Origin of the sequence: Methylobacterium sp. R2-1, assembly GCF_014191355.1 — a bacterium.
Lineage (GTDB): Bacteria > Pseudomonadota > Alphaproteobacteria > Rhizobiales > Beijerinckiaceae > Methylobacterium.
Genome location: NZ_JACHWM010000010.1, coordinates 144,126 through 163,266 on the forward strand (window position 1 = coordinate 144,126; position 19,141 = coordinate 163,266).

Consider the following 19,141-nt stretch of genomic DNA (forward strand, 5'->3'; position numbering starts at 1 on the left):
CCGCTTGTCGGTGAGGCGGCCTCGACCTCGCGCTGCATTGTTCTCGGATCGCGCATGACTCGTCCGGTCGGCTACTACGTCCACCACCAGGGCGCCGGACACCTTCAGCGGGCAATCGCGCTGGCGCGGGCGCTCGACGCGCTGGGACGGCCCTGCACGCTGATGGGCAGCTTTTCCGGCCTCGACATCTCAGGCGCACCCGGACCGGTTCTCGATCTGCCCGACGACCGCCTGGACCGCAGCTTCGACGGGCAGGACGGCGCAGATCAGCGCCCCGAATGCTTCCACTTCGTGCCGCTGAATCATGCAGGCATCCGCGCGCGGATGGGCCGGATCGCGGCCTGGGCGGCGGAGAACGATCCGGCGCTGATCGTCGTCGACGTTTCGGCGGAAGTGGCGCTGCTCGCCCGGCTCCTGTCGGTGCCGAGCCTCGTCGTGCGCCTGTCCGGCACCCGCACCGACCAGCCGCACCTGGAGGCCTTCCGGGCCGCCTCGCGCCTGCTCGCTCCGTTCCCCGAAGCGCTCGACGGCGGCGACGTCCCGGCTTGGGTGCGCGAAAAAACCCTCTACGGCGGCTTCCTCGGGGGCGTACCTGCGCGGCTTGCGCCCGAGGAGGACGGCCGCATCGTCGTGGTGTTCGGCCGCGGCGGCGAGGGCGGGCGGCTGGAGGCGCTGATCGAGGCCGCTGAAGCGGTGCCGGACCGCGCCTGGCACGTGCTCGGGCCTGTCACCGGCACGGGATCGGCACCGGAAAACCTGAACCTGCACGGCTGGGTCACGGATGTGCGCCCCCACCTCGCCCCCGCCTCCCTCGTGGTCGGGGGTGCGGGCGACGGGCTCGTCACCGCGGTGGCGGCCCTGGGCAAGCGCTTCCTCTGCCTGCCCGAGCCGCGCGCCTACGACGAGCAGGAGGCCAAGGCGCAGGCGCTGGAGCGGCTCGGCGCGGCGGTCATCCACCGCGGCTGGCCGGAACCGGTCGCGTGGCCGCAACTCGTCGCCGCTGGCCTCAGTCTCGATCCGGGGATCGTCAGGCGCCTCGCCGAGCCCGATGCGCTGGCGCGCACGGCCGGCGCGATCGAGGCCCTGTGCCGGGATACGGGCTGACCGGCGTTCACGCCGGCCTCCCGTTCAGCGTAGCCCATGCGGGCCGACGCGTTCTCACTTGTCGTTCGTCGTGCCCGGCGCGGTTTCCCGCCCCGTGGTGCCGGGTCCCGACGCACCGTGCGTGCGCGGCTTGTCGGACAGCACCCCGGCACCGTCACGGGTGATACCGCCGCTGCCGGGATTCGGGTTGCTGCTCTTGGCCGTGCCGGTCTGATCGTTGACGCCGGCATTGCCGAAGCTGCCAGCCCGACCGGCGCCGCCGCCCGTCTCCTGGGCGGCACCCGGCAGGGGCGCGAGGGCCGCGATCCCGAGCATCACGGCGAGCCATCGTCCGTTCATCGCGGCTGTCCTCACGTGTTCGAGCCGGTCATCGCTTCGGGGTGAAACTCGGATCGCTGATGCGGCGCAGGTTCTCCGGCGGGGTCTCCGCCTCGGTAGCTTCCACCGACTCGACGCTCCCGCCCGCGATCGAGTCGCGCCGGTCGAAGTCGGAGGCGGTGCGCGCCACTTGAGCCTGCCAGCTCGGGTCCTCCTGCAGGGCGCGCTGGACGTCGGCGGGGCGGGCGACGTCGAGGGGGCTGTCCTGCCCGAAATCCTGCCCGTTGCGGTCGGCGTTGGCGTTGAAGTTGCGAAGGGAGTCACGATTGGAATCGTGCTTGCCGCGGCTCTCGTCCATGGCTTTTCTCCTGATGCGGGGGATGCGGAGCGGGTCGGACCGCTCGATGTCGGTCCGACGTACCGACGTCAGTGAGAGCGGTCGGTCCGGTCGGGGGCGTTGCCCATGGTGCTATGGGTGTGGTGCGCGTCGCGCTCGCCACCGCCCCCGGACACGCCGGACTTGGATTGGTTTGTCGGGCTGCCGGGTGTCGGCCCATGCTCGGGCTCGACAGAGGGCTTCGACCGGTCCTGATGGCTGCTGCCCGGCCCGCCGTGATGGCGATTGGTGTTGGGATGCTTCGAGGACGTGCTCATTCAGCGATCCTGCTGGTAGCCCTGATGGGTGGTGTTGACCTTCGAATTGCCCGCTTGGCCGATCTTGTCCGGATCCTTCGTCTGCGACGAGGCCTGTCCCTGAACGGTGGCGGTCTCGGGTGCGCTTCCCGGGCCCTTGTTGGACCGGTTGGCTGGCGGCACGGGTGGGGGCTTGGTGCTCATTGAAGCTCCGTGGTTCGCGTGTCGGCGACGCTACCTGAAGAACCGGCCGGGCCTCGAAGAGTTCGGATCGATTACCGAAACTTTCCAGCCAAGGTTCGCCTTATCACTCCGTTCCTTCAGAGATGGCAGCGATAGAGCGGCCGCATCATGCGCGTGCGCGACGCGGCAATGCTTTGAGATCCGGACAAATTTGCTTGGCAGAAGCGCCCCCTTCTGGAGGCTAGCGCCTTCAGAACTGCGAGACCGTGCTCGCTGTAACCAGCCTGGTTCCGGATTGTCATAGCGGGCTTGAACCACAGCCTGATCCGGTCGGTTTCGCCGCGAGGATGGAGGCGAGGATGACCATGACGCGAGAAGGCGAAGACCGGGCGGAGGGGTTTGCCGGCGAGAGCGTGGCCGGCAGTCCCGGACATCCGAGCCTGAGCAGCCCCGACCATGCGGAGGCCGGAGACGGTAGCCCGAGCCACCGCAGCCTGTCGGGGGGAACACCGCCGCGGCCCGGCACGGATGGCGAAATGTCCGGGAGTTGCGAGGCGGGCGGGAATGGATCGACCGATCGGCCGTCCAGCGGCCGGTGACGGTTCGACCTTCCGCTCAGAACGGCCGCTCCGGCGGCACGCGGGCGGCGGCGATCTCGTCCGGGCTCGGCCCACGGAGCAAGGTGATGTCGGGCTCGCGGCTCTCGCCGATCAGGCCGAGCCGTGCAAACGCGTCGAGCCAACCGTCCATCGGCCAGAGCCCGTGCCGGGCCCGGAAGCGGCGGGCGTTGCGGACGATGTCGGCGAAGTGCTGCAGCGGCGGGTCGCAGGAGAGATGGTGCTGGTGGAAGGCGGGCGGCGCGCCCGCCAGCAGCACCGGTACGCCGATCTCGGCGGCGCGGAAGGCGAGGTCGGTGTCCTCGGCGCCGTAGCCGTCATACTCCTCGTCGAAACCGCCGAGCCGGTCATAGGTCTTGGCCCGCACCGCGAAGGCGAGCGACCAGAACAGGCCGGGATTTCGGGTCTCCTTCACGCCGCTCTGCGGAAAATCCCGGGCCGGGTGGAGGATGCCGGCCCGCAGCAGGTCGGCCTCCCGCCAGCCATCCTTTACCGCGCCCGCGGGCAGGTAGCGGATCGGGCCGCAGACGAGACCGTCATGCGCCGCCGCCGCGGCGGCGAGCGTCGGAACGAGGCCGGCGGAGGGAATGCAATCGACGTCGAGGAAGACGAGGATGTCGCCGCTCGCCGCCGCCCGGCCGGCATTGCGCGCAGCGGCGAGCGGCAGGCCGGCGCTCGGGAAATCGACCTGCCGCAAGGGGAACCGCGTCGTCGGCAGCGGCTCGGGGGCGGGGCCCATCTGGACCACGACGCATTCGGCCGGAGCTTCGCCCAGGGCTACCCCGCGGGCGAGCCCCTCGATCAGGCGCGCAAGATGGGCATCGCGGCCCTTGTTGAGCGTGACGACGCTGGTGGTGCTCACGGGGATTCCAGTCCGGGCCAAGCTGTGCGGTCGCACCCGTCCTGCCAGCCTCAACCTGAAACGCGGATGAAGGGGATCGGCGGACGGGGATCAGCGAAGGGCGATGTACCACTCGTGCGGGCCGCAGAGCCGGTCGATCATCGCCGGCTCCAGTTGGAAGCCGGAAGGATCATCCTCGATCAGCCCGGAGACCTGCGAGGCGTGCGCCTCCACCGCCCGCCGCTTGGCCGCGCGCTCGTCCTCCACCGCGAGGCGGAAGCCGACCGGCGCCGGCCCGACCTCGCGCTCCGGCGGCAGGGTCCAACCCCAGACCGGGTAGGCGTAGGCCGCGACACCGGGGAGCCGGGCGCGGGCGAGATCGACGATGGCAGCCGAGGCCGTGTGGTCGCAGTGGGGATCGTGCCGCCACGTCACGAACAGGGCGCTCGCCCCGGTTGCGCGAGCGATCTCGGCGATCCGGTCCGCCGCCGCCTCGGCCCCCGCGCCCTCGCTCGGCACGCCGCCATCGGTCAGGCGCAGGAAGTGGACATGCTCGGCGCTCAGCCCGAGTTCGGCCATCGCCGTCACGGTCTCCGCCTCGCGCAGATCTCGCAGGCGATCATGCGGATAGGCTTTGGAGTTCGGGTGCGAGCCGCAGCCATTGCTGACGATGACGACGCGCACGGCGCGCCCCTCTCTCACCGCCTGCGCGATGAGCCCGCCACAGCCGAGGCTCTCGTCGTCCGGATGCGGCGCGACCACGACGAGGCCGCCTCCGTCCGGCACGAGGGTGGCCAGATCGGTGACGGGCAGGGCCTTCACGGCCTCGAGGAAGGCGTCGGCACGCATGGGAAGCCTCCTACTCCGCTCGCGCGGCGAGATAGCGCGAAAATCCCTTGGCGCGCAGGTCGCAGGCCGGGCAGGTGCCGCAGCCGTAGCCCCAATCGTGGCGCGTCCCGCGCTCGCCAAGATAGCAGGTATGGCTCTCCTCGACGACGAGATCCACGAGGGTCTGCCCGCCCAAGGTTTCCGCGAGCGCCCAGGTCTGCGCCTTGTCGATCCACATCAGGGGCGTGTGCAGCACGAAGCGGCGCTCCATCCCGAGATTGAGCGCGACCTGCAGCGCCTTGATCGTGTCGTCGCGGCAATCGGGATAGCCCGAGTAGTCGGTCTCGCACATGCCGCCGACGATGTGGCGCAGGCCCCGACGGTAGGCGAGTGCGGCGGCGAAGGTGAGGAAGGCGAGATTGCGGCCGGGCACGAAGGTGTTGGGCAGCCCGTCGCGGGCGAACGCGATCGCGCTGTCGCGGGTTAGCGCCGTGTCCGAAATCTCGCCCAGCGCCGCGAGGGCCAGCGTGTGATCCGGCCCGAGCCGGCGTCCCCAGTCCGGATCGAGGGCGCTCAGGCCCTGCCGCAAAGCCGCGCGCCGGTCGAGTTCGACCCGGTGGCGCTGGCCGTAATCGAAGCCGAGCGTCTCGACATGCGGGAAGCGATCGAGCGCCCAGGCGAGGCAGGTCGCCGAATCCTGGCCACCGGAGAACAGCACCAGCGCACCGGCCTCGCCGCCCGCCTCGGCCGCTTCGTCCCGCATGGTCAGCCGCCCTCGTACTCGGCCCAGGAATAGGGCGTCTCGAAGATCCGCACGCTGGCGAGCCCCGGGATCGACGGCTTGGCGCGATGCCAGATCCAGGCCGCGATATGCTCGGCCGTGGGATTCTCCAGCCCCTCGATCTCGTTGAGGCAATGATGGTCGAGCCGCTCCAGGAGCGGCGCGAAGGCGCTCTCGATGTCGTAGAAATCGACCACCCAACCGCTCGTCGGGTCGACCGCACCCGCCACCGTCAGCTCCACGCGGTAGGAATGCCCGTGCATGCGGTGGCAGCGGTGGGTCTCGGGCACGTTCGGCAGGCGGTGGGCCGCCTCGAAGGTGAAGGCCTGGGTGATCTTCATCGCGTGATCTTCACGGAGTCTGGAACGGTCCCGCCGCGGAAACAGCGGCGGGTTGACGGCGGCCGGCGGGCGCACCGAGATCGTGGATATGTCACCGCCTTCGATGAAATGCACCCTCTATCCGGTCTTCGCGGCCGCGAGCCCGCTCGCGGTGATCTACCGCCGCGGCCCCTCGAACCAGACCTGCCTCATCGCCTGGGACCGCTCGGACGATTCGTTCGAGATCGGGCAATGGTTCAAGGGGGCAGTGAAGCCGTCCTGGGGCGGGCTGTCGCCGAACGGCGAATGGCTCGTGAGCTTCCTCGGAAAGTACAGGGGGCCGTTCGCGACCTGGACGGTGCTGTCGCGCCCGCCCTTCCTCACCGCTCTGGCGCTCTGGCCGAAGGGCGACACCTGGAACGGCGGGGGCTTCTTCCTCTCGGACGATACCCTCGTGCTGACCCATGGCGAGGGCCCCTACGAGGCCGCACCCGGCTTTTCCGCGCCGCCGGGGCTCACGGTGCTGCCCTTCACGCGCGCGAACGCGCCGGGGCTGACGGAACGGGCGGAGACCGCCCCGTCTGTGGGCCGCTGGCGGCCGGATCCGGGCCGATCGGGCGGCTGGATCCTCGCCGCTCCGCAGGGGCATGCCTGCATTACGACGACCAGCGAGATCACGGCCGATCCGCGCCGCTCGCTGCCCGAGAGCGTCCGGCACAGCCTGTGCGCCGGGGGCGGCCCGCCCGTGCCGTTGCCGGTCTCCGGCTGGGCCGCCTTCGACGGCAACGGCGACCTGCTGTTCTCGCGCGGCGGCGCGCTGTTCCGGCTGGCGGCCGCGGATATGGCCGGCATGGGATCGACGGAAGACCTCCTCGCCCGCACCCGCTGCCTCGCCGATTTCTCCGACCTGCGTTTCCGGCCGCTCACCGCCCCTTACGCCACGCCGGAGGCGGAGGACGGCTTCGCCCCCACCCTCGACCGGGCGAGTCGCGAGGACCGGCAGCGACGCCGGCAGATGCGCAAGTCCCATGAGGCGATGCGGCGTGCGGCCGACCGCTCCAGGTGAGCGCTCACGGAATCCCGATGATCTTGTGCGTCTGCAACGACAGCCGCCAGCGGGCATCCGAGCGGCAATAGGCGACCGCTGCGGCGGTGTTGGCGGCGGCCTCCGGCCCGTCCATGGGCTGGAGGAAGCGGTGGCGGAAAGGGAGATCCGCGAAGAGCTCGGGGGGGGCCTCGGATTGCGGGAAGACGAGCTTCAGCTCGTCGCCGGAGGTCTGGACCAGCCTGTTTCCAGCCTTCGGACTCACGCAGATCCAGTCGATGCCGGACGGGGCGGCCAGCGTCCCGTTGGTCTCCACCGCGACCTCGAAGCCGCGGGCATGGACGGCCGTGATCAACGCCTCGTCGAGCTGGAGCAGGGGCTCGCCGCCGGTGAACACGACGTAGCGGTTGGCCGCGCCCCCGCTCCAGGTCGCAGCGATCGCGTCTGCCAGTGACTCGGCGGAGGCGAAGCGCCCGCCGCCCTCGCCGTCCATGCCGATGAAATCGGTGTCGCAGAAGCGGCAGGCGGCGCCCGCTCGGTCCTCTTCGCGACCGGACCAGAGATTGCAGCCGGCAAACCGGCAGAACACCGCCGCGCGCCCCGCCTGGGCGCCCTCACCCTGAAGTGTGTGGAACAGTTCCTTGACCGCGTAGGACATCGTCGCGCTTTTCTGCCAGGACCTGCCCTTACCCCCGCGAGGCGTGGAAGACCAAGCGCTGCACGATTTCCGGGAACGCAACCCCGATCGGCAGCGTAACCGTGGGCAAAACGCCCTGGTCTGCCATGCTCTCGCCACGGAGGGCACGTTGATGAACGGATCTCCTCGATCCGACGCTTTCCGGACGCATTCCTCGCAAACGTCCGGGGTCGGCAACGGAATCCCTGCTCCGTGGCGTTCCGCGCCCTCACACCCTTTCGAGATTGGCCCGATGGTGAACCGTGTTTGGGGACGGCTGATCGGCTCGCTCACCGCGCTCGGCCTGATGGCCGGGGCGGCCTCGGCGGTGACGGCGCCGATCCTCGTCGTCGATGCCGAGTCCGGCAAGGTGCTCTACAGCCAGGGCGCGACCGACCCCTGGTATCCGGCCTCGATCACCAAGCTGATGACCACCTACGTCGCGCTCGACATGGTGCGCCAGGGCAAGGTCTCTCTCGACACGCTGCTCACGATCTCACCCGCCGCCGCCGCCGAGCCGCCCTCGAAGATGGGCTTCAAGCCAGGCACGCAGATCACCCTCGACAACGCTCTCAAGATCATCATGGTCAAGTCGGCCAACGACGTGTCCTGGGCGATCGGCGAGGGTCTCGGCGGTTCCGTCGAGGGCTTCGCCGACATGATGAACGAGACCGCGCACCGGATCGGCATGCGCGAGAGCCGCTGGTACAACCCCAACGGCCTGCCCGAGCCGCGGCAGTGGACGAGCGCCCGCGACATGGCGATTCTCGCCCGCGCGCTGATGCGCGACTTCCCCAACCAGCAGGGCCTGTTCTCGATCTCGGCGATTCAGTACGGCAAGGCGGTAATGGCCAACCATAACGGCCTGCTCGGGCGCTATCCGGGGGCCGACGGCATGAAGACCGGCTTCATCTGCTCGGGCGGCTTCAACGTGGTGGCGACCGCGACCCGCGGGGGCCGGCGCATCATCACCGTGGTGATGGGCCAGCCGAGCGCGCGCGAGCGCGACATCAAGGCCGCCGACCTGTTCGATTACGGCTTCGGCCAGTCGGCGGGCTGGACCGCACCGACCCTGGAATCGCTGCCGCCCTCCAGCGTCGGCGCCCCGCCGGACATGCGGCCCTATATCTGCGACAAGCGCAAGCCGATGCCGGTCGACGAGGGCCCCGGTGCCCTGACCGCGAGCGGCCCCGGCGCTGACAGCGTCACGACGCAGCTCCTCGGCTCGGCCACGCCCGACGCCTCCAATCTCGCCTTCGCCGCGCTCAGCAATGCCAATGTCCGCGGCCGCACCCTGCCGCCGCGGGCGCCGCTGCAGCCGGTCCCGGTCTGGATCGGCAGCAGCCCCACCGAGGGCGCGATGGCGCTGGCCCGCGAGGAGCAGGAGGCGCAGGCCGCCAAGCAGGCGGCCAAGCAAGCCGCTCTGGAGGCCGCCCAGCGCAAGCGCGCCGAGGCCAAGGTGGCCAAGGATGCGGCCAAGCAGGCTGCCTCCGAGAAGGCCGCAAAAGCCCGCGCTGCCGCCGTGACGGCACCGAAGCCGGCCACGAAGACCGCCGGCAAGGACAAGGGAATGCCGGCCGCAACCAGCGCCTACACCGCTGTCGAGGCCGCGCCGAAGGCGGCGGCAAAGCCGGCGGCGCACAAGCCGGCCGCGAAGAAGCCCGAGGTGAAGCCCGCCGCCAAGAAGGCGGACAAGCCGGCCAAGGCGAAGAACGACGAGTCGTAAGGGGTTTTCGCGGGCGCCCGGCACGCTCATATCGCAGCCGAGACACACTGCGACGTCCGACGCGCCCCTCTCCCTGCTTGCGGGTCGAGGGCTTCATAGCCTTCTGACCGGAGCATGAAGCGAGGCTTTCGCCGAGGGTGAGGGGCGTGGTGGATCAGACTTCGAAAGCCGTCCCGCCATGTCCCACTCCGAAAAGCACGGCCGCCCCGACCCGATTCCGCTTACCCTGCTCACGGGCTTCCTCGGTGCGGGCAAGACCACACTGCTGAACCGCCTGCTCGGCGATCCGGCGCTGGCTGACACGGTGGTGATCGTCAACGAGTTCGGTGAGGTCGGGCTCGACCACCTGCTGATCGAGACGGTCGATGAGGGGATGATCCTGCTCGGCGCGGGATGCCTCTGCTGCACCGTGCGCGGCGACCTGATCTCGACGCTCGAAGACCTTCTGCGCCGCCGCGACAACGGCCGCATCAACCCGTTCCGCCGGGTCGTGATCGAGACCACGGGACTGGCCGACCCGGCGCCCATCCTCCACGCGCTGATCTACCACCCCTATCTCGCGATCCGCTTCCAGTTGCAGGGCGTGGTGACGGTGGTCGATGCGGTCAACGGCGCCGGCACCCTCGACGCGCATGGCGAGGCCCTGCGGCAGGCGGCGGTGGCCGACCATCTCGTGGTGACCAAGGCCGACCTGCCCGGCGCCGAGACGGACGCGCTGACCCGCCGGCTCGCCGCCCTCAATCCGGGCGCGCAGATCCACGGACCCGACGTGCCGGCCGAGCGCCTGCTCGGCGGCCTGTTCGGCCTCGACGGCCGGGGGGCGAGCAAGGGCGAGGATGTGCGCGCGTGGCTCGGCGCGGAGACTCACGATCACGGCACGGACCACGATCATCACCATGACCACGGCCACCATCATCACGATGTGAACCGGCACGACGCGGCGATCCGCGCCTTTCATCTCACCAGCGACGCACCGGTGCCGCGCCCGGCCTTCGAGATGTTCCTCGACCTGCTGCGCTCGGCCCACGGGCCGAAGCTCCTGCGCCTCAAGGGTCTCGTGGCGCTCGCCGACGATCCCGAACGGCCGGTCGTGGTGCACGGGGTGCAGCATGTCGTCCACGCGCCGGTAACTCTGCCGGCCTGGCCCGACGCGGACCACCGCTCACGGCTGGTGCTGATCGTGCGCGACCTCGACCCGGCCTTCGTCCGCCGGATCTGGGATGCCTTTCTGGGCAAGCCGGCCTTGGACACGCCGGACCGGGCGGCGCTCACGGAGAATCCGCTGGCGATTCCGGGGGGATAGGCTCCTACTCGTCCTCGCCGAACTTGTCGGCGAGCAACGCCTCGATCGCGTCGAGGGCGGCGGTCGCATCGTCGCCCACGGCGACCACGGCGATGGTGGTGCCCTTGGCCGCGCCCAGCGTCAGCAGGCCCATGATCGATCGTCCGCCGACGGTCTCGCCGCCGCGGGTCACTGTTACGGCGGCGGCAAAGCGCTCCACCGTCTGCACGAACTTGGCCGAGGCGCGGGCATGCAGGCCGCGACGGTTGATGATCGGCAGGATCCGGACGAGGCCGCCCTCGGGCACCTCCGGCTGCGGCTCGACCTCGCCGTCCACGCTCTCGCTCATCGCTCCTGGCACTCCCTCCCCCGCCGCTCCGGTGCGGACCGGCGACGCGTCAGGGGGCGCCGCTCAGCTTCGGGAGGACGTGGTTAAGCCGGGAGCGGGGCGAAGAAAAGGCCGTGCGGCGGTGAGACCGGGCTACTTGCCCGCAAGAACCCGCGAGGCGACGTTGATATACTTGCGGCCCGCTTCCTGAGCGTGGAGGACGGCATCGCCGAGGCTTTCGGCCTCGCGAACGCTGGCGAGCTTGATCAGCATCGGCAGATTGATTCCGGCGACCACCTCGACCTGGCCGCCGTTCATACAGGACAGGGCGAGGTTCGACGGCGTACCGCCGAACATGTCGGTGAGAACCACGACGCCCTGACCGGAGTTGACCCGACCGACGGCGGACATGATGTCGCCGCGGCGCAGCTCCATATCGTCCTCTGGGCCGATCGTGATCGTCTCGACCTGCTTCTGAGGGCCGACGACATGCTCCAGAGCGGCCTTGAACTCGGTCGCCAACAGCCCGTGGGTGACGAGCACCATTCCAATCATCGAAGCGTGTTCCAACGCCCTGTGAGCGGAGACGCCATCTTGTGCAGCGCAAGGTGAAGCGCAAGCGGGTCGCGTCGCTTTTGACTAACGCGACGTCACTACCATGACATGGGCGCGGCAGCCGCGCTACACATCGGGGGCGTCGCCGGGCACGAGAGCCGCCGGGTGCGTCCGCATTACCACGCCGGTCTCAAGCGCCTCGCGAATCAGGTATTCGCGTGGATGGCGCGGTTCAAGGGCGAGGCGCGGTACTGCGACGCCGAGGAGCAGGGCGGTCTCAAGCGTCTCGGGCAGGCGCTCGGCCTCCGCCACAAGATCGACCACGAGGCGCAACACCGCGGCCGGCGCGTGGGTCGCGAGACGGCGGATGCCGAGTCCGCGGATCTCGATCAGGCCGGCGAGCGCCGGGTGAGGCCGGGCGACGAGGCGGCCGTGATGCGCCTCGAGCCGGATGCGGTCGTCGCCGACGAGGCGGCTGTGGCGCCCTTCCAGGAAGAAGCGGTCGAGGAGCGAGAGGCAGAGCGCGGACTTGCCCGATCCGGACGGGCCACGGATCAGCACCCCGGCCTCGTCGAGGAGCACGCAGCTCGCGTGCACCGTCCCTTGCACCGTTCCCGCGACCGACTCCCGTGTCGCGTCCCGTTCGGAGGCACCCGCCCCGCTCACGCGGCGAGGTCGTCGCCGTAGCGGTCGGCCCGGGGGGCCACGGGCAGGCGCACGATGAAGCGGGCGCCGCGCACGGTCGGATGCCCCTCCTCGTCGGCCGGGCCGGGGCGGTTCTCGGCGCGGATCGTGCCGCGATGGGCTTGGATGATCTGGCGGGAGATCGACAGGCCGAGCCCGGAATTCTGGCCGAAGCCCTGTTCCGGCCGGTCGGTGTAGAAGCGCTCGAAGATCCGCTCCAGGGCGTGCTCGGGAATGCCGGGCCCCTCGTCCTCGACCACGAACTCGACCTCGTTCTTGAGGCGGCGGAGCGCCACCCGCACCTTGGCGCCGGGCGGCGAGAACGAGCGGGCGTTGTCGAGCAGGTTGTTGACGACCTGCCCCAAGCGGCTGTCGTGGCCGATGATGCGGAACGGATCCTCGATCTCGGCACCAGGCCGCTCGATGTCGAACTGGATCACCGCAGCGTTGGCCCGGCGCCGCTCGTTGGCGACCGAGGTCACGGTGGTGAGGAGCTTGCCGAGATCGACGCGGCGCGCCTCGGCGCGGGCGAGCTCCGCATCGAGGCGCGAGGCGTCGGAGATGTCCGAGATCAGCCGGTCGAGGCGCCTCACGTCGTGCTGGATGATCTGCATCAGCCGGCTGCGCGACTCGTCGGTCTTGGCCAGCGGCAGGGTCTCGACCGCGCTGCGCAAGGATGTCAGCGGGTTCTTCAGCTCGTGGCTGACATCGGCGGCAAAACTCTCGATGGCATCGAGGCGACGGTAGAGCGCCTGGGTCATGTCACGCAGCGCCCCCGAGAGATGGCCGATCTCGTCGGTGCGGTTGGTGAAGTCGGGGATCTCTTGGCGCGACTTGATGCCCCGGCGCACCCGCTCGGCGGCGTCGGCCAGCCGGCGCACCGGCCCGGCGATGGCGCCCGCGAGCAGGATCGACAGCACCAGCATCACGGCGGCCGCGACGAGGAAGACCTGGAGCAGGCCGAATCGCTCGGAAGCGATCACCCGGTCGATGTCGCCGCCCTGCGTCGAGACCATCAGCACGCCGCGCACCGAGCCCGCCCGCTGGATCGGCACCGCCACCGAGACGATGGTCTCGCCGCGCTCGTTGCGCCGGGAGATCGTCCCGCGCGAGCCCTTGAGCGCCGCCTGGACCTCGCGGAAGGCGCGCCCGTCCTGCGGACCCGCGTCCTCCTGGGCCGAGCGCTCGCTGACGACGAGGCCGAGGATGCGGGTGCCGACGAAGTCCCAGATCCGCTCCAGCACATTGGGCTTGGGCGGCTTCACCACGGTGTCACTGCGGGCGATGTCGCCGCGGGCGTAGAGCGAGCGGGTGTCGAACAGCAGGCTGCCCTCCCGGTCGTAGACCCGGGCACGGTTGCCGGTCGGCGTCACGAGGCGGCGCAGCAGGGGCGCGACCTTCTCGGGGTTGAGCGAGAAGGCGAGCGAGGCGGGGTCATCGTCGAGATCCCGGCCCTCGCCGGCCTGCTGCTGCAAAAGCTTGTCGGGATCGACACGGATCGTGTCGGTATCGACGGAGGCCTGGGCGGCGATGGCACCGGCGATGATGTCGCCCTGGATCAGCAGGCTCTGCACCCGGGCCTGGATCAGCCCCTGGCGGAACTGGTTCAGGTAGAGGAAGCCGAACAGGAGGACGATCAAGCCGACGAGGTTGAGCACCACGATGCGGCGCGTCAGGCTCGACGAGGCGCGCTGGCCGACCGCGTTCCAGAGGTCGCGCGGCCAGGTCAGCGGCGGGCGGATGAGGGAGCCCACGAGCCGGGCGAGGACGCCGCGGCGGGGGTGGGCCTCATCGGAATCGGGCTGGCGGGAGAGCGGGGCGAGCATCGACGGGCGGGACCGCGGGAAAATCGCCTCAACCCTCCTTGAACCGGTAGCCGACACCGTAGAGCGTCTCGATCATATCGAAGCTCTGGTCCGTCACCTTGAACTTCTTGCGCAATCGCTTGATGTGGCTGTCGATGGTGCGGTCGTCGACGTAGACCTGATCGTCGTAGGCCGCGTCCATCAGGGCGTTTCGGCTCTTCACGACGCCGGGGCGCTGGGCCAGCGCCTGGAGGATCAGGAACTCCGTGACGGTGAGCGTCACCGGCTCGCCCTTCCAGGTGCAGGTGTGGCGCTCGGGGTCCATCATGAGTTGGCCGCGTTCGAGCGATCGGGCAGCGGCGTCGGCCTCGCGGGCGGCAGCGCCCGGCGAGGCGTCCTTCGGTGCGAAGCGGCGCAGCACCGCCTTGACCCGCTCCACCAGCAGGCGCTGCGAGAACGGCTTATGGATGAAGTCGTCCGCGCCCATCTTGAGGCCGAACAGCTCGTCGATCTCCTCGTCCTTCGAGGTGAGGAAGATCACGGGAAGGTCCGATTTCTGCCGCAGGCGTCTGAGAAGCTCCATTCCGTCCATGCGCGGCATCTTGATGTCGAAGATGGCGAGATCGGGCGGGGAGTGACGCAGACCGTCGAGCGCCGAGGCGCCGTCGGTGTAGGTCTGGATGCGGTAGCCCTCGGTCTCCAGCGCGATCGAGACGGAGGTCAGGATGTTGCGGTCGTCGTCGACGAGGGCGATCGTGGGCATGCAGTTTCCCTGACTTGACGGCGCGCGCGCCGCCCCTGGCGCGTCGTTTTGCGGGCCCGCAACGGCCGTGCAGCGCCCCGCAAATCGGGGACCGCCGGCCGTGCGGTGGGTCTCGTCCTTTACGACCATCGTTCGAAAAAAGCGAGCGGCAGTCTAAGCTTGGCCGTGTCGACCGGCTCGGCGGAGAGGCTCTGGGGGAGGAAATAGGGTGGACAACGCGCCGCGCCCGGCCGTGCCTCCGGCTCTTCTGTGCAGACCACGCACCGCGCTATGCTCGTCTCCGAAATCCGAAGAGGATCGTTTTAATGGCCAACGACGCGATGCCGCCCGAGCAGGAACGGCGCGGACCGGCCGAGCCGCTGCCCGCATCCGAGGCGCCCTTCGACGCGATCGGGCTCGCCCGGCAGTTGCTCCGCAGCGTGCGCTCGGGCGCACTCGCCACGATCGATGCGGCCGACGGCACCCCCTTCGCTTCTCTCGTCACCCTCGCCACCGACAGCGATGGCACGCCCTTGATGCTGCTCTCGCGGCTCTCGGCGCATACGCGCAACCTGGACAAGGACCCGCGCGCCTCGCTGCTGTTCTCGGTCGGCGGCAAGGGCGATCCGCTGGCCCATCCGCGCCTGACCGTGACCGGCCACGCCGCGCGGACGGACGAACCGCGGGTCCGCGGGCGCTTCCTGGCACGCCATCCCAAGGCGAAGCTCTACGCCGATTTTCCCGATTTCGGCTTCTTCGCTCTCACGCCCACCGCCGGCCACCTCAACGGCGGCTTCGCCAAGGCGGCAACCCTGACGCCGCAGGAACTGCTCCTCGATATGGCCGGTGCCGAAGCGATCGTCGCGGGCGAGCGCGGCGCCGTCGAGCACATGAACGCGGATCACGCTGACGCGCTTGCCCTCTATGCCGCGGGCGCCGGCGAACCTGGCACCGGCTGGCGGCTCACCGGGCTCGACCCGGAAGGGCTCGACCTGATGTCCGGCGAGCGCACGGCGCGGGTGCCCTATCCCGAGCCGGTGCGCGACATGGGGAGCCTGCGAAAGAGCCTCGTGGCGATGGCGGCCGCGGCGCGGATCGGCTCCGCGGCCGAGGCCGCACCTGAACCCGACCGGCAGGCCTGAACCCGTCCGGCAGGCACGCGGCGCAAACAACGGAAGCGCCCGCGGCGCCCCCCGCCTTGGCGTGCGTGCCCGCCGCTGCTATCTCCGGCCCGGACAATCCCGACAAACCTGCCGTGCGCCGCGTCAGTCCCGCGACGGGACCGCCGTGCCGGAGACCCCGATGACCACCCGCACCATCGACAACATCCGCAACTTCTCCATCGTCGCGCATATCGACCACGGCAAGTCGACGCTCGCCGACCGGCTGATCCAGACCACCGGCACCGTGGCGCTCCGCGACATGAGCGAGCAGATGCTCGACTCGATGGACATCGAGAAGGAGCGCGGCATCACCATCAAGGCCCAGACCGTACGGCTGGAATACCGCGCGGAGGACGGCAAGGACTACATCCTCAACCTGATGGACACGCCCGGCCACGTCGACTTCGCCTACGAGGTGTCTCGGAGTCTCGCGGCCTGTGAAGGTTCTCTCCTGGTCGTCGATGCCAGCCAGGGCGTGGAAGCGCAGACCCTGGCCAACGTCTACCAGGCGCTCGACGCCAACCACGAGATCGTACCCGTCCTCAACAAGGTCGATCTGCCGGCCGCCGAGCCGGACCGGGTGAAGGAGCAGATCGAGGAAGTGATCGGCCTCGATGCGTCCGAGGCCGTGCCGATCTCGGCCAAGACCGGCCTGAACATCGAGGCGGTGCTGGAAGCCATCGTCAAGCGCCTGCCCGCCCCGAAGGGCGACCGCGAGGCGCCGCTGAAGGCGCTGCTGGTTGATAGCTGGTACGACGTCTATCTCGGCGTTGTCGTGCTCGTGCGCATCGTCGATGGTGTGCTGAAGAAGGGCATGACCATCCGCATGATGGGCGCGGACGCCGCCTACGGCGTCGATCGCATCGGCGTGTTCCGGCCGAAGATGGCCGATATCGGCGAGCTCGGCCCCGGCGAGGTCGGCTTCTTCACCGGCTCGATCAAGGAGGTGGCCGACACCCGCGTCGGCGACACCATCACCGAGGACAAGCGCCAGACCACCGAGATGCTCGCGGGCTTCAAGGAGGTTCAGGCCGTCGTGTTTTGCGGCCTGTTCCCCGTGGACGCCGCGGACTTCGAGAACCTTCGCGGGGCCATGGGCAAGCTGCGCCTGAACGACGCCAGCTTCTCCTACGAGATGGAGACCTCGGCCGCCCTCGGCTTCGGCTTCCGCTGCGGCTTCCTCGGGCTCTTGCACCTCGAGATCATTCAGGAGCGTCTGGAGCGCGAGTTCAACCTCGACCTGATCTCGACCGCGCCATCGGTCGTCTACCGCCTGCTGATGCGCGACGGCGAGCTCAAGGAGCTGCACAACCCGGCCGACATGCCCGATCCGATGAAGATCGAAACGGTCGAGGAGCCGTGGATCCGCGCCACGATCCTCACGCCCGACGAGTATCTCGGCGGCGTGCTGAAGCTGTGCCAGGACCGGCGCGGCATCCAGATCGACCTCAACTACGTCGGCAAGCGCGCCATGGTCGTCTACGACCTGCCGCTCAATGAGGTGGTGTTCGATTTCTACGACCGGCTGAAGTCGATCTCGAAGGGCTACGCGAGCTTCGACTACCACGTCTCCGACTACCGCGAGGGCGACCTCGTGAAGATGTCGATCCTGGTCAATGCCGAGCCGGTCGATGCCCTCTCCATGCTCGTCCACCGCACCCGCGCCGAGAGCCGCGGCCGGGCGATGTGCGAGAAGCTGAAGGACCTGATTCCGCGCCACCTGTTCCAGATCCCGGTCCAGGCGGCGATCGGCGGCAAGATCATCGCCCGCGAGACCATCCGGGCGCTGTCCAAGGACGTGACCGCCAAGTGCTACGGCGGCGACATCTCGCGCAAGCGCAAGCTCCTGGACAAGCAGAAGGAAGGCAAGAAGCGCATGCGCCAGTTCGGCCGCGTCGAGATCCCGCAGGAGGCGTTCATCGCCGCCCTGAAGATGGACGACTGATCAAGGCAACTCAGCGCATCGCCATCCCCGAAAAGCGCGCGAAGCGGCTCGTTTCGCATCCGCTCGCGATGCCGGCGAGCGAGCAGCACGAACAGCTCTCGAAAAAAATCCCGGAATTGCTCACGGCCGACGCCCTTATTTCATTTGTGAGAAACCGCTCCCGTCATACCCCCGTCAAGCCGCCACGGTAACGGCGCAATTCGAGAGCTTCGGTTGCGCACAAGCGATAGCCGAATCAACCGGCACGCGGCGCGCCCGTCGTGAAATCGAGGCGCTGGGTCGAAGCGGGATCGGACGACGATGGGCGGGGCGCACGACGAGAACCTGACGCCGCGGACGATGCGGTTGCGCACGCAACTGCTCGTCGCCTGCGTGCTGGGAGCGGGGGCGTCCGCTGCCCTGTGGTACGGACGGCCCAAGGAGGTCGATGCCGCGGTGCCGACGCCGGCCGCGGTCACTGCCGCCGCACCGGGGGCGGGGCGCTTCGTGCTCACGGACGGTCAGCTCGCCACGGTGACGACCGTGCCGGTCGAGCAGCGCCTGTTCTACGAAGACATCGCCACCGAGGGGAAGATCAGCGTCGACGAGTACCGCGCGACGCCCGTGTTCTCGCCCTATGCGGGGCGGGTCATCACCATCTTCGCCCGCTCCGGCGAGCGGGTGAAACAGGGCGACAAGCTGTTCTCGCTCCAGGCCAACGAGATGGTCCAGGCGCAGAACGACTTCCTCGCGGCGCTGAATGTGCTCAACAAGTCGCGCTCGCAGCTCTCCTACGCCACCAACACCGAGAAGCGCCTGCACGACCTCTACGATTCCCGCGTCACCACGCTGAAGGAATTGCAGACGGCACAGAACGACCTCGCGACCGCGCAGAACGACGCCAAGACGGCGGAGGTCGGCCTGGAGGCGGTACGCAACCGCCTGCGCATCCTCGGGCTCGCCGACGACGACATGAAGGCCCTCCAGACCAAGGGCGCGATCAACCCCGAGACGACGATCTACGCGCCGCTCTCCGGCACCGTGATCCAGCGCAAGATCGGCCCGGGCCAGTACATCAACACCGGCGGCTCCGATCCCTCCTACGTGATCGGCGATCTCGGCCGGGTCTGGATCGTGGCGCAGCTGCGCGAGACCGATGCGGCCAAGGTCGATCTCGGCGAGCGCATCCGCTTCCGGGTGCTCGCCTACCCGAACCAGATGTTCGAGAGCCGGATCAACTACATCGGTGCCTCGGTCGACCCCGCCACCCGGCGCATCGTGGTGCGGGCCGAAGTCGACAATCCCAAGGGGCTCCTGAAGCCCGAGATGTATGCCAGCGTCCACATCATCAACGAGCGCGAGACCGTCTCCCGCGCCGTGCCGCGGCAGGCGGTAATCTTCGAGGGCGACAAGGCGCGGGTCTGGGTGCTCGGCGCCGGCAACGCCGTCGAGAGCCGCGCGGTCAAGACCGGCTTCCTCGACGGCAACGACATCGAGATCACGGAAGGGCTCGCGCTCGGCGAGCGGGTGATCTCGAAGGGCGCTCTGTTCATCGACGGTATGACCGACCAGCCCGGCTGAGAGCC

The 19,141-nt window shown here is 69.5% G+C and carries 21 protein-coding genes; 7 read left to right on the top strand and 14 right to left on the bottom strand.

What is annotated here, in order from left to right:
- The first annotated feature begins 54 nt into the window (after positions 1-54).
- Positions 55-1,104, top strand: a complete 1,050-nt coding sequence (locus FHU13_RS15405; RefSeq protein WP_183436738.1) for a glycosyltransferase — start codon at positions 55-57, stop codon at positions 1,102-1,104.
- A gap of 54 nt (positions 1,105-1,158) precedes the next feature.
- On the opposite strand, the gene FHU13_RS15410 is transcribed toward FHU13_RS15405, so the two are convergent.
- The 8 genes from FHU13_RS15410 to queD form a co-directional block, all read right to left on the bottom strand.
- Positions 1,159-1,443, bottom strand: coding sequence for a hypothetical protein (locus FHU13_RS15410; protein ID WP_183436739.1), 285 nt, complete (start codon positions 1,441-1,443; stop codon positions 1,159-1,161).
- Between the two features lie 28 nt (positions 1,444-1,471).
- On the bottom strand, positions 1,472-1,780 hold the full coding sequence (locus FHU13_RS15415) for a hypothetical protein (protein ID WP_183436740.1): 309 nt from the start codon (positions 1,778-1,780) through the stop codon (positions 1,472-1,474).
- Between the two features lie 68 nt (positions 1,781-1,848).
- Positions 1,849-2,076 (bottom strand): hypothetical protein, encoded by a 228-nt coding sequence (locus tag FHU13_RS15420; RefSeq protein ID WP_183436741.1) that lies wholly within the window; start codon positions 2,074-2,076, stop codon positions 1,849-1,851.
- Positions 2,077-2,259, bottom strand: a complete 183-nt coding sequence (locus FHU13_RS15425) for a hypothetical protein (RefSeq protein ID WP_183436742.1) — start codon at positions 2,257-2,259, stop codon at positions 2,077-2,079.
- A gap of 594 nt (positions 2,260-2,853) precedes the next feature.
- Positions 2,854-3,717 (bottom strand): glycosyltransferase family 2 protein, encoded by an 864-nt coding sequence (locus FHU13_RS15430; RefSeq protein WP_183436743.1) that lies wholly within the window; start codon positions 3,715-3,717, stop codon positions 2,854-2,856.
- A 90-nt stretch (positions 3,718-3,807) separates the two neighbouring features.
- Positions 3,808-4,545 (bottom strand): PIG-L deacetylase family protein, encoded by a 738-nt coding sequence (locus FHU13_RS15435; protein WP_183436744.1) that lies wholly within the window; start codon positions 4,543-4,545, stop codon positions 3,808-3,810.
- Positions 4,546-4,555: 10 nt separating this feature from the next.
- Positions 4,556-5,287, bottom strand: a complete 732-nt coding sequence (gene queC, locus FHU13_RS15440; protein WP_183436745.1) for a 7-cyano-7-deazaguanine synthase QueC — start codon at positions 5,285-5,287, stop codon at positions 4,556-4,558.
- A gap of 2 nt (positions 5,288-5,289) precedes the next feature.
- Positions 5,290-5,646, bottom strand: a complete 357-nt coding sequence (gene queD, locus FHU13_RS15445) for a 6-carboxytetrahydropterin synthase QueD (protein WP_183436746.1) — start codon at positions 5,644-5,646, stop codon at positions 5,290-5,292.
- 88 nt (positions 5,647-5,734) lie between these two features.
- On the opposite strand from queD, the gene FHU13_RS15450 reads away from it, so the two are divergent.
- The gene (locus tag FHU13_RS15450; protein WP_183436747.1) at positions 5,735-6,691 is read left to right on the top strand and encodes a hypothetical protein; all 957 of its coding nucleotides are present in this window, start codon (positions 5,735-5,737) and stop codon (positions 6,689-6,691) included.
- Between the two features lie 4 nt (positions 6,692-6,695).
- On the opposite strand, the gene queE is transcribed toward FHU13_RS15450, so the two are convergent.
- Positions 6,696-7,328 carry a 7-carboxy-7-deazaguanine synthase gene (queE, locus tag FHU13_RS15455; RefSeq protein ID WP_183436748.1) on the bottom strand — a complete coding sequence of 211 codons (633 nt, stop codon included), beginning with the start codon at positions 7,326-7,328 and terminating at the stop codon, positions 6,696-6,698.
- Between the two features lie 271 nt (positions 7,329-7,599).
- Between queE and FHU13_RS15460 the strand changes: the two genes are divergently transcribed.
- Together FHU13_RS15460 and FHU13_RS15465 are read left to right on the top strand one after the other, a co-directional pair.
- Positions 7,600-9,072 (top strand): D-alanyl-D-alanine carboxypeptidase family protein, encoded by a 1,473-nt coding sequence (locus FHU13_RS15460; protein ID WP_183436749.1) that lies wholly within the window; start codon positions 7,600-7,602, stop codon positions 9,070-9,072.
- A 178-nt stretch (positions 9,073-9,250) separates the two neighbouring features.
- Positions 9,251-10,375 (top strand): GTP-binding protein, encoded by a 1,125-nt coding sequence (locus FHU13_RS15465; protein WP_183436750.1) that lies wholly within the window; start codon positions 9,251-9,253, stop codon positions 10,373-10,375.
- Positions 10,376-10,379: 4 nt separating this feature from the next.
- Here the strand turns inward: FHU13_RS15465 and FHU13_RS15470 are convergent, their stop codons facing one another.
- The 5 genes from FHU13_RS15470 to FHU13_RS15490 form a co-directional block, all read right to left on the bottom strand.
- Positions 10,380-10,703 (bottom strand): HPr family phosphocarrier protein, encoded by a 324-nt coding sequence (locus FHU13_RS15470; RefSeq protein ID WP_183436751.1) that lies wholly within the window; start codon positions 10,701-10,703, stop codon positions 10,380-10,382.
- Between the two features lie 132 nt (positions 10,704-10,835).
- Positions 10,836-11,237, bottom strand: a complete 402-nt coding sequence (locus FHU13_RS15475; protein ID WP_003606016.1) for a PTS sugar transporter subunit IIA — start codon at positions 11,235-11,237, stop codon at positions 10,836-10,838.
- A 126-nt stretch (positions 11,238-11,363) separates the two neighbouring features.
- Positions 11,364-11,903 (bottom strand): HPr kinase/phosphorylase, encoded by a 540-nt coding sequence (locus FHU13_RS15480; protein WP_409518505.1) that lies wholly within the window; start codon positions 11,901-11,903, stop codon positions 11,364-11,366.
- Positions 11,900-13,747, bottom strand: a complete 1,848-nt coding sequence (locus tag FHU13_RS15485; RefSeq protein ID WP_183436752.1) for a stimulus-sensing domain-containing protein — start codon at positions 13,745-13,747, stop codon at positions 11,900-11,902. The genes FHU13_RS15480 and FHU13_RS15485 overlap by 4 nt, the downstream gene beginning before the upstream one ends.
- A 28-nt stretch (positions 13,748-13,775) precedes the next feature.
- Positions 13,776-14,489 carry a response regulator transcription factor gene (locus tag FHU13_RS15490; RefSeq protein WP_183436753.1) on the bottom strand — a complete coding sequence of 238 codons (714 nt, stop codon included), beginning with the start codon at positions 14,487-14,489 and terminating at the stop codon, positions 13,776-13,778.
- A 305-nt stretch (positions 14,490-14,794) separates the two neighbouring features.
- On the opposite strand from FHU13_RS15490, the gene FHU13_RS15495 reads away from it, so the two are divergent.
- The 3 genes from FHU13_RS15495 to FHU13_RS15505 all read left to right on the top strand — a co-directional run bounded on the left by FHU13_RS15495 (position 14,795) and on the right by FHU13_RS15505 (position 19,136).
- Entirely contained in the window at positions 14,795-15,610 is an 816-nt protein-coding gene (locus FHU13_RS15495) for a HugZ family protein (protein ID WP_183436754.1), read from the top strand.
- Between the two features lie 160 nt (positions 15,611-15,770).
- Positions 15,771-17,576, top strand: coding sequence for a translation elongation factor 4 (gene lepA / locus FHU13_RS15500; protein ID WP_183436755.1), 1,806 nt, complete (start codon positions 15,771-15,773; stop codon positions 17,574-17,576).
- 300 nt (positions 17,577-17,876) lie between these two features.
- Entirely contained in the window at positions 17,877-19,136 is a 1,260-nt protein-coding gene (locus tag FHU13_RS15505) for an efflux RND transporter periplasmic adaptor subunit (RefSeq protein WP_183436756.1), read from the top strand.
- Positions 19,137-19,141 lie beyond the last annotated feature (5 nt).

What these genes read in the sequence shown, in the direction of transcription:
- FHU13_RS15405 (WP_183436738.1), top strand. Translation starts at nt 55, where the DNA reads ATGACTCGTCCGGTCGGCTACTACGTCCACCACCAGGGCGCCGGACAC.
- FHU13_RS15410 (WP_183436739.1), bottom strand. Translation starts at nt 1,443, where the DNA reads ATGAACGGACGATGGCTCGCCGTGATGCTCGGGATCGCGGCCCTCGCG.
- FHU13_RS15415 (WP_183436740.1), bottom strand. Translation starts at nt 1,780, where the DNA reads ATGGACGAGAGCCGCGGCAAGCACGATTCCAATCGTGACTCCCTTCGC.
- FHU13_RS15420 (WP_183436741.1), bottom strand. Translation starts at nt 2,076, where the DNA reads ATGAGCACGTCCTCGAAGCATCCCAACACCAATCGCCATCACGGCGGG.
- FHU13_RS15425 (WP_183436742.1), bottom strand. Translation starts at nt 2,259, where the DNA reads ATGAGCACCAAGCCCCCACCCGTGCCGCCAGCCAACCGGTCCAACAAG.
- FHU13_RS15435 (WP_183436744.1), bottom strand. Translation starts at nt 4,545, where the DNA reads ATGCGTGCCGACGCCTTCCTCGAGGCCGTGAAGGCCCTGCCCGTCACC.
- queC (WP_183436745.1), bottom strand. Translation starts at nt 5,287, where the DNA reads ATGCGGGACGAAGCGGCCGAGGCGGGCGGCGAGGCCGGTGCGCTGGTG.
- queD (WP_183436746.1), bottom strand. Translation starts at nt 5,646, where the DNA reads ATGAAGATCACCCAGGCCTTCACCTTCGAGGCGGCCCACCGCCTGCCG.
- FHU13_RS15450 (WP_183436747.1), top strand. Translation starts at nt 5,735, where the DNA reads ATGTCACCGCCTTCGATGAAATGCACCCTCTATCCGGTCTTCGCGGCC.
- queE (WP_183436748.1), bottom strand. Translation starts at nt 7,328, where the DNA reads ATGTCCTACGCGGTCAAGGAACTGTTCCACACACTTCAGGGTGAGGGC.
- FHU13_RS15460 (WP_183436749.1), top strand. Translation starts at nt 7,600, where the DNA reads ATGGTGAACCGTGTTTGGGGACGGCTGATCGGCTCGCTCACCGCGCTC.
- FHU13_RS15465 (WP_183436750.1), top strand. Translation starts at nt 9,251, where the DNA reads ATGTCCCACTCCGAAAAGCACGGCCGCCCCGACCCGATTCCGCTTACC.
- FHU13_RS15470 (WP_183436751.1), bottom strand. Translation starts at nt 10,703, where the DNA reads ATGAGCGAGAGCGTGGACGGCGAGGTCGAGCCGCAGCCGGAGGTGCCC.
- FHU13_RS15475 (WP_003606016.1), bottom strand. Translation starts at nt 11,237, where the DNA reads ATGATTGGAATGGTGCTCGTCACCCACGGGCTGTTGGCGACCGAGTTC.
- FHU13_RS15485 (WP_183436752.1), bottom strand. Translation starts at nt 13,747, where the DNA reads ATGCTCGCCCCGCTCTCCCGCCAGCCCGATTCCGATGAGGCCCACCCC.
- FHU13_RS15490 (WP_183436753.1), bottom strand. Translation starts at nt 14,489, where the DNA reads ATGCCCACGATCGCCCTCGTCGACGACGACCGCAACATCCTGACCTCC.
- FHU13_RS15495 (WP_183436754.1), top strand. Translation starts at nt 14,795, where the DNA reads ATGGCCAACGACGCGATGCCGCCCGAGCAGGAACGGCGCGGACCGGCC.
- lepA (WP_183436755.1), top strand. Translation starts at nt 15,771, where the DNA reads ATGACCACCCGCACCATCGACAACATCCGCAACTTCTCCATCGTCGCG.
- FHU13_RS15505 (WP_183436756.1), top strand. Translation starts at nt 17,877, where the DNA reads ATGGGCGGGGCGCACGACGAGAACCTGACGCCGCGGACGATGCGGTTG.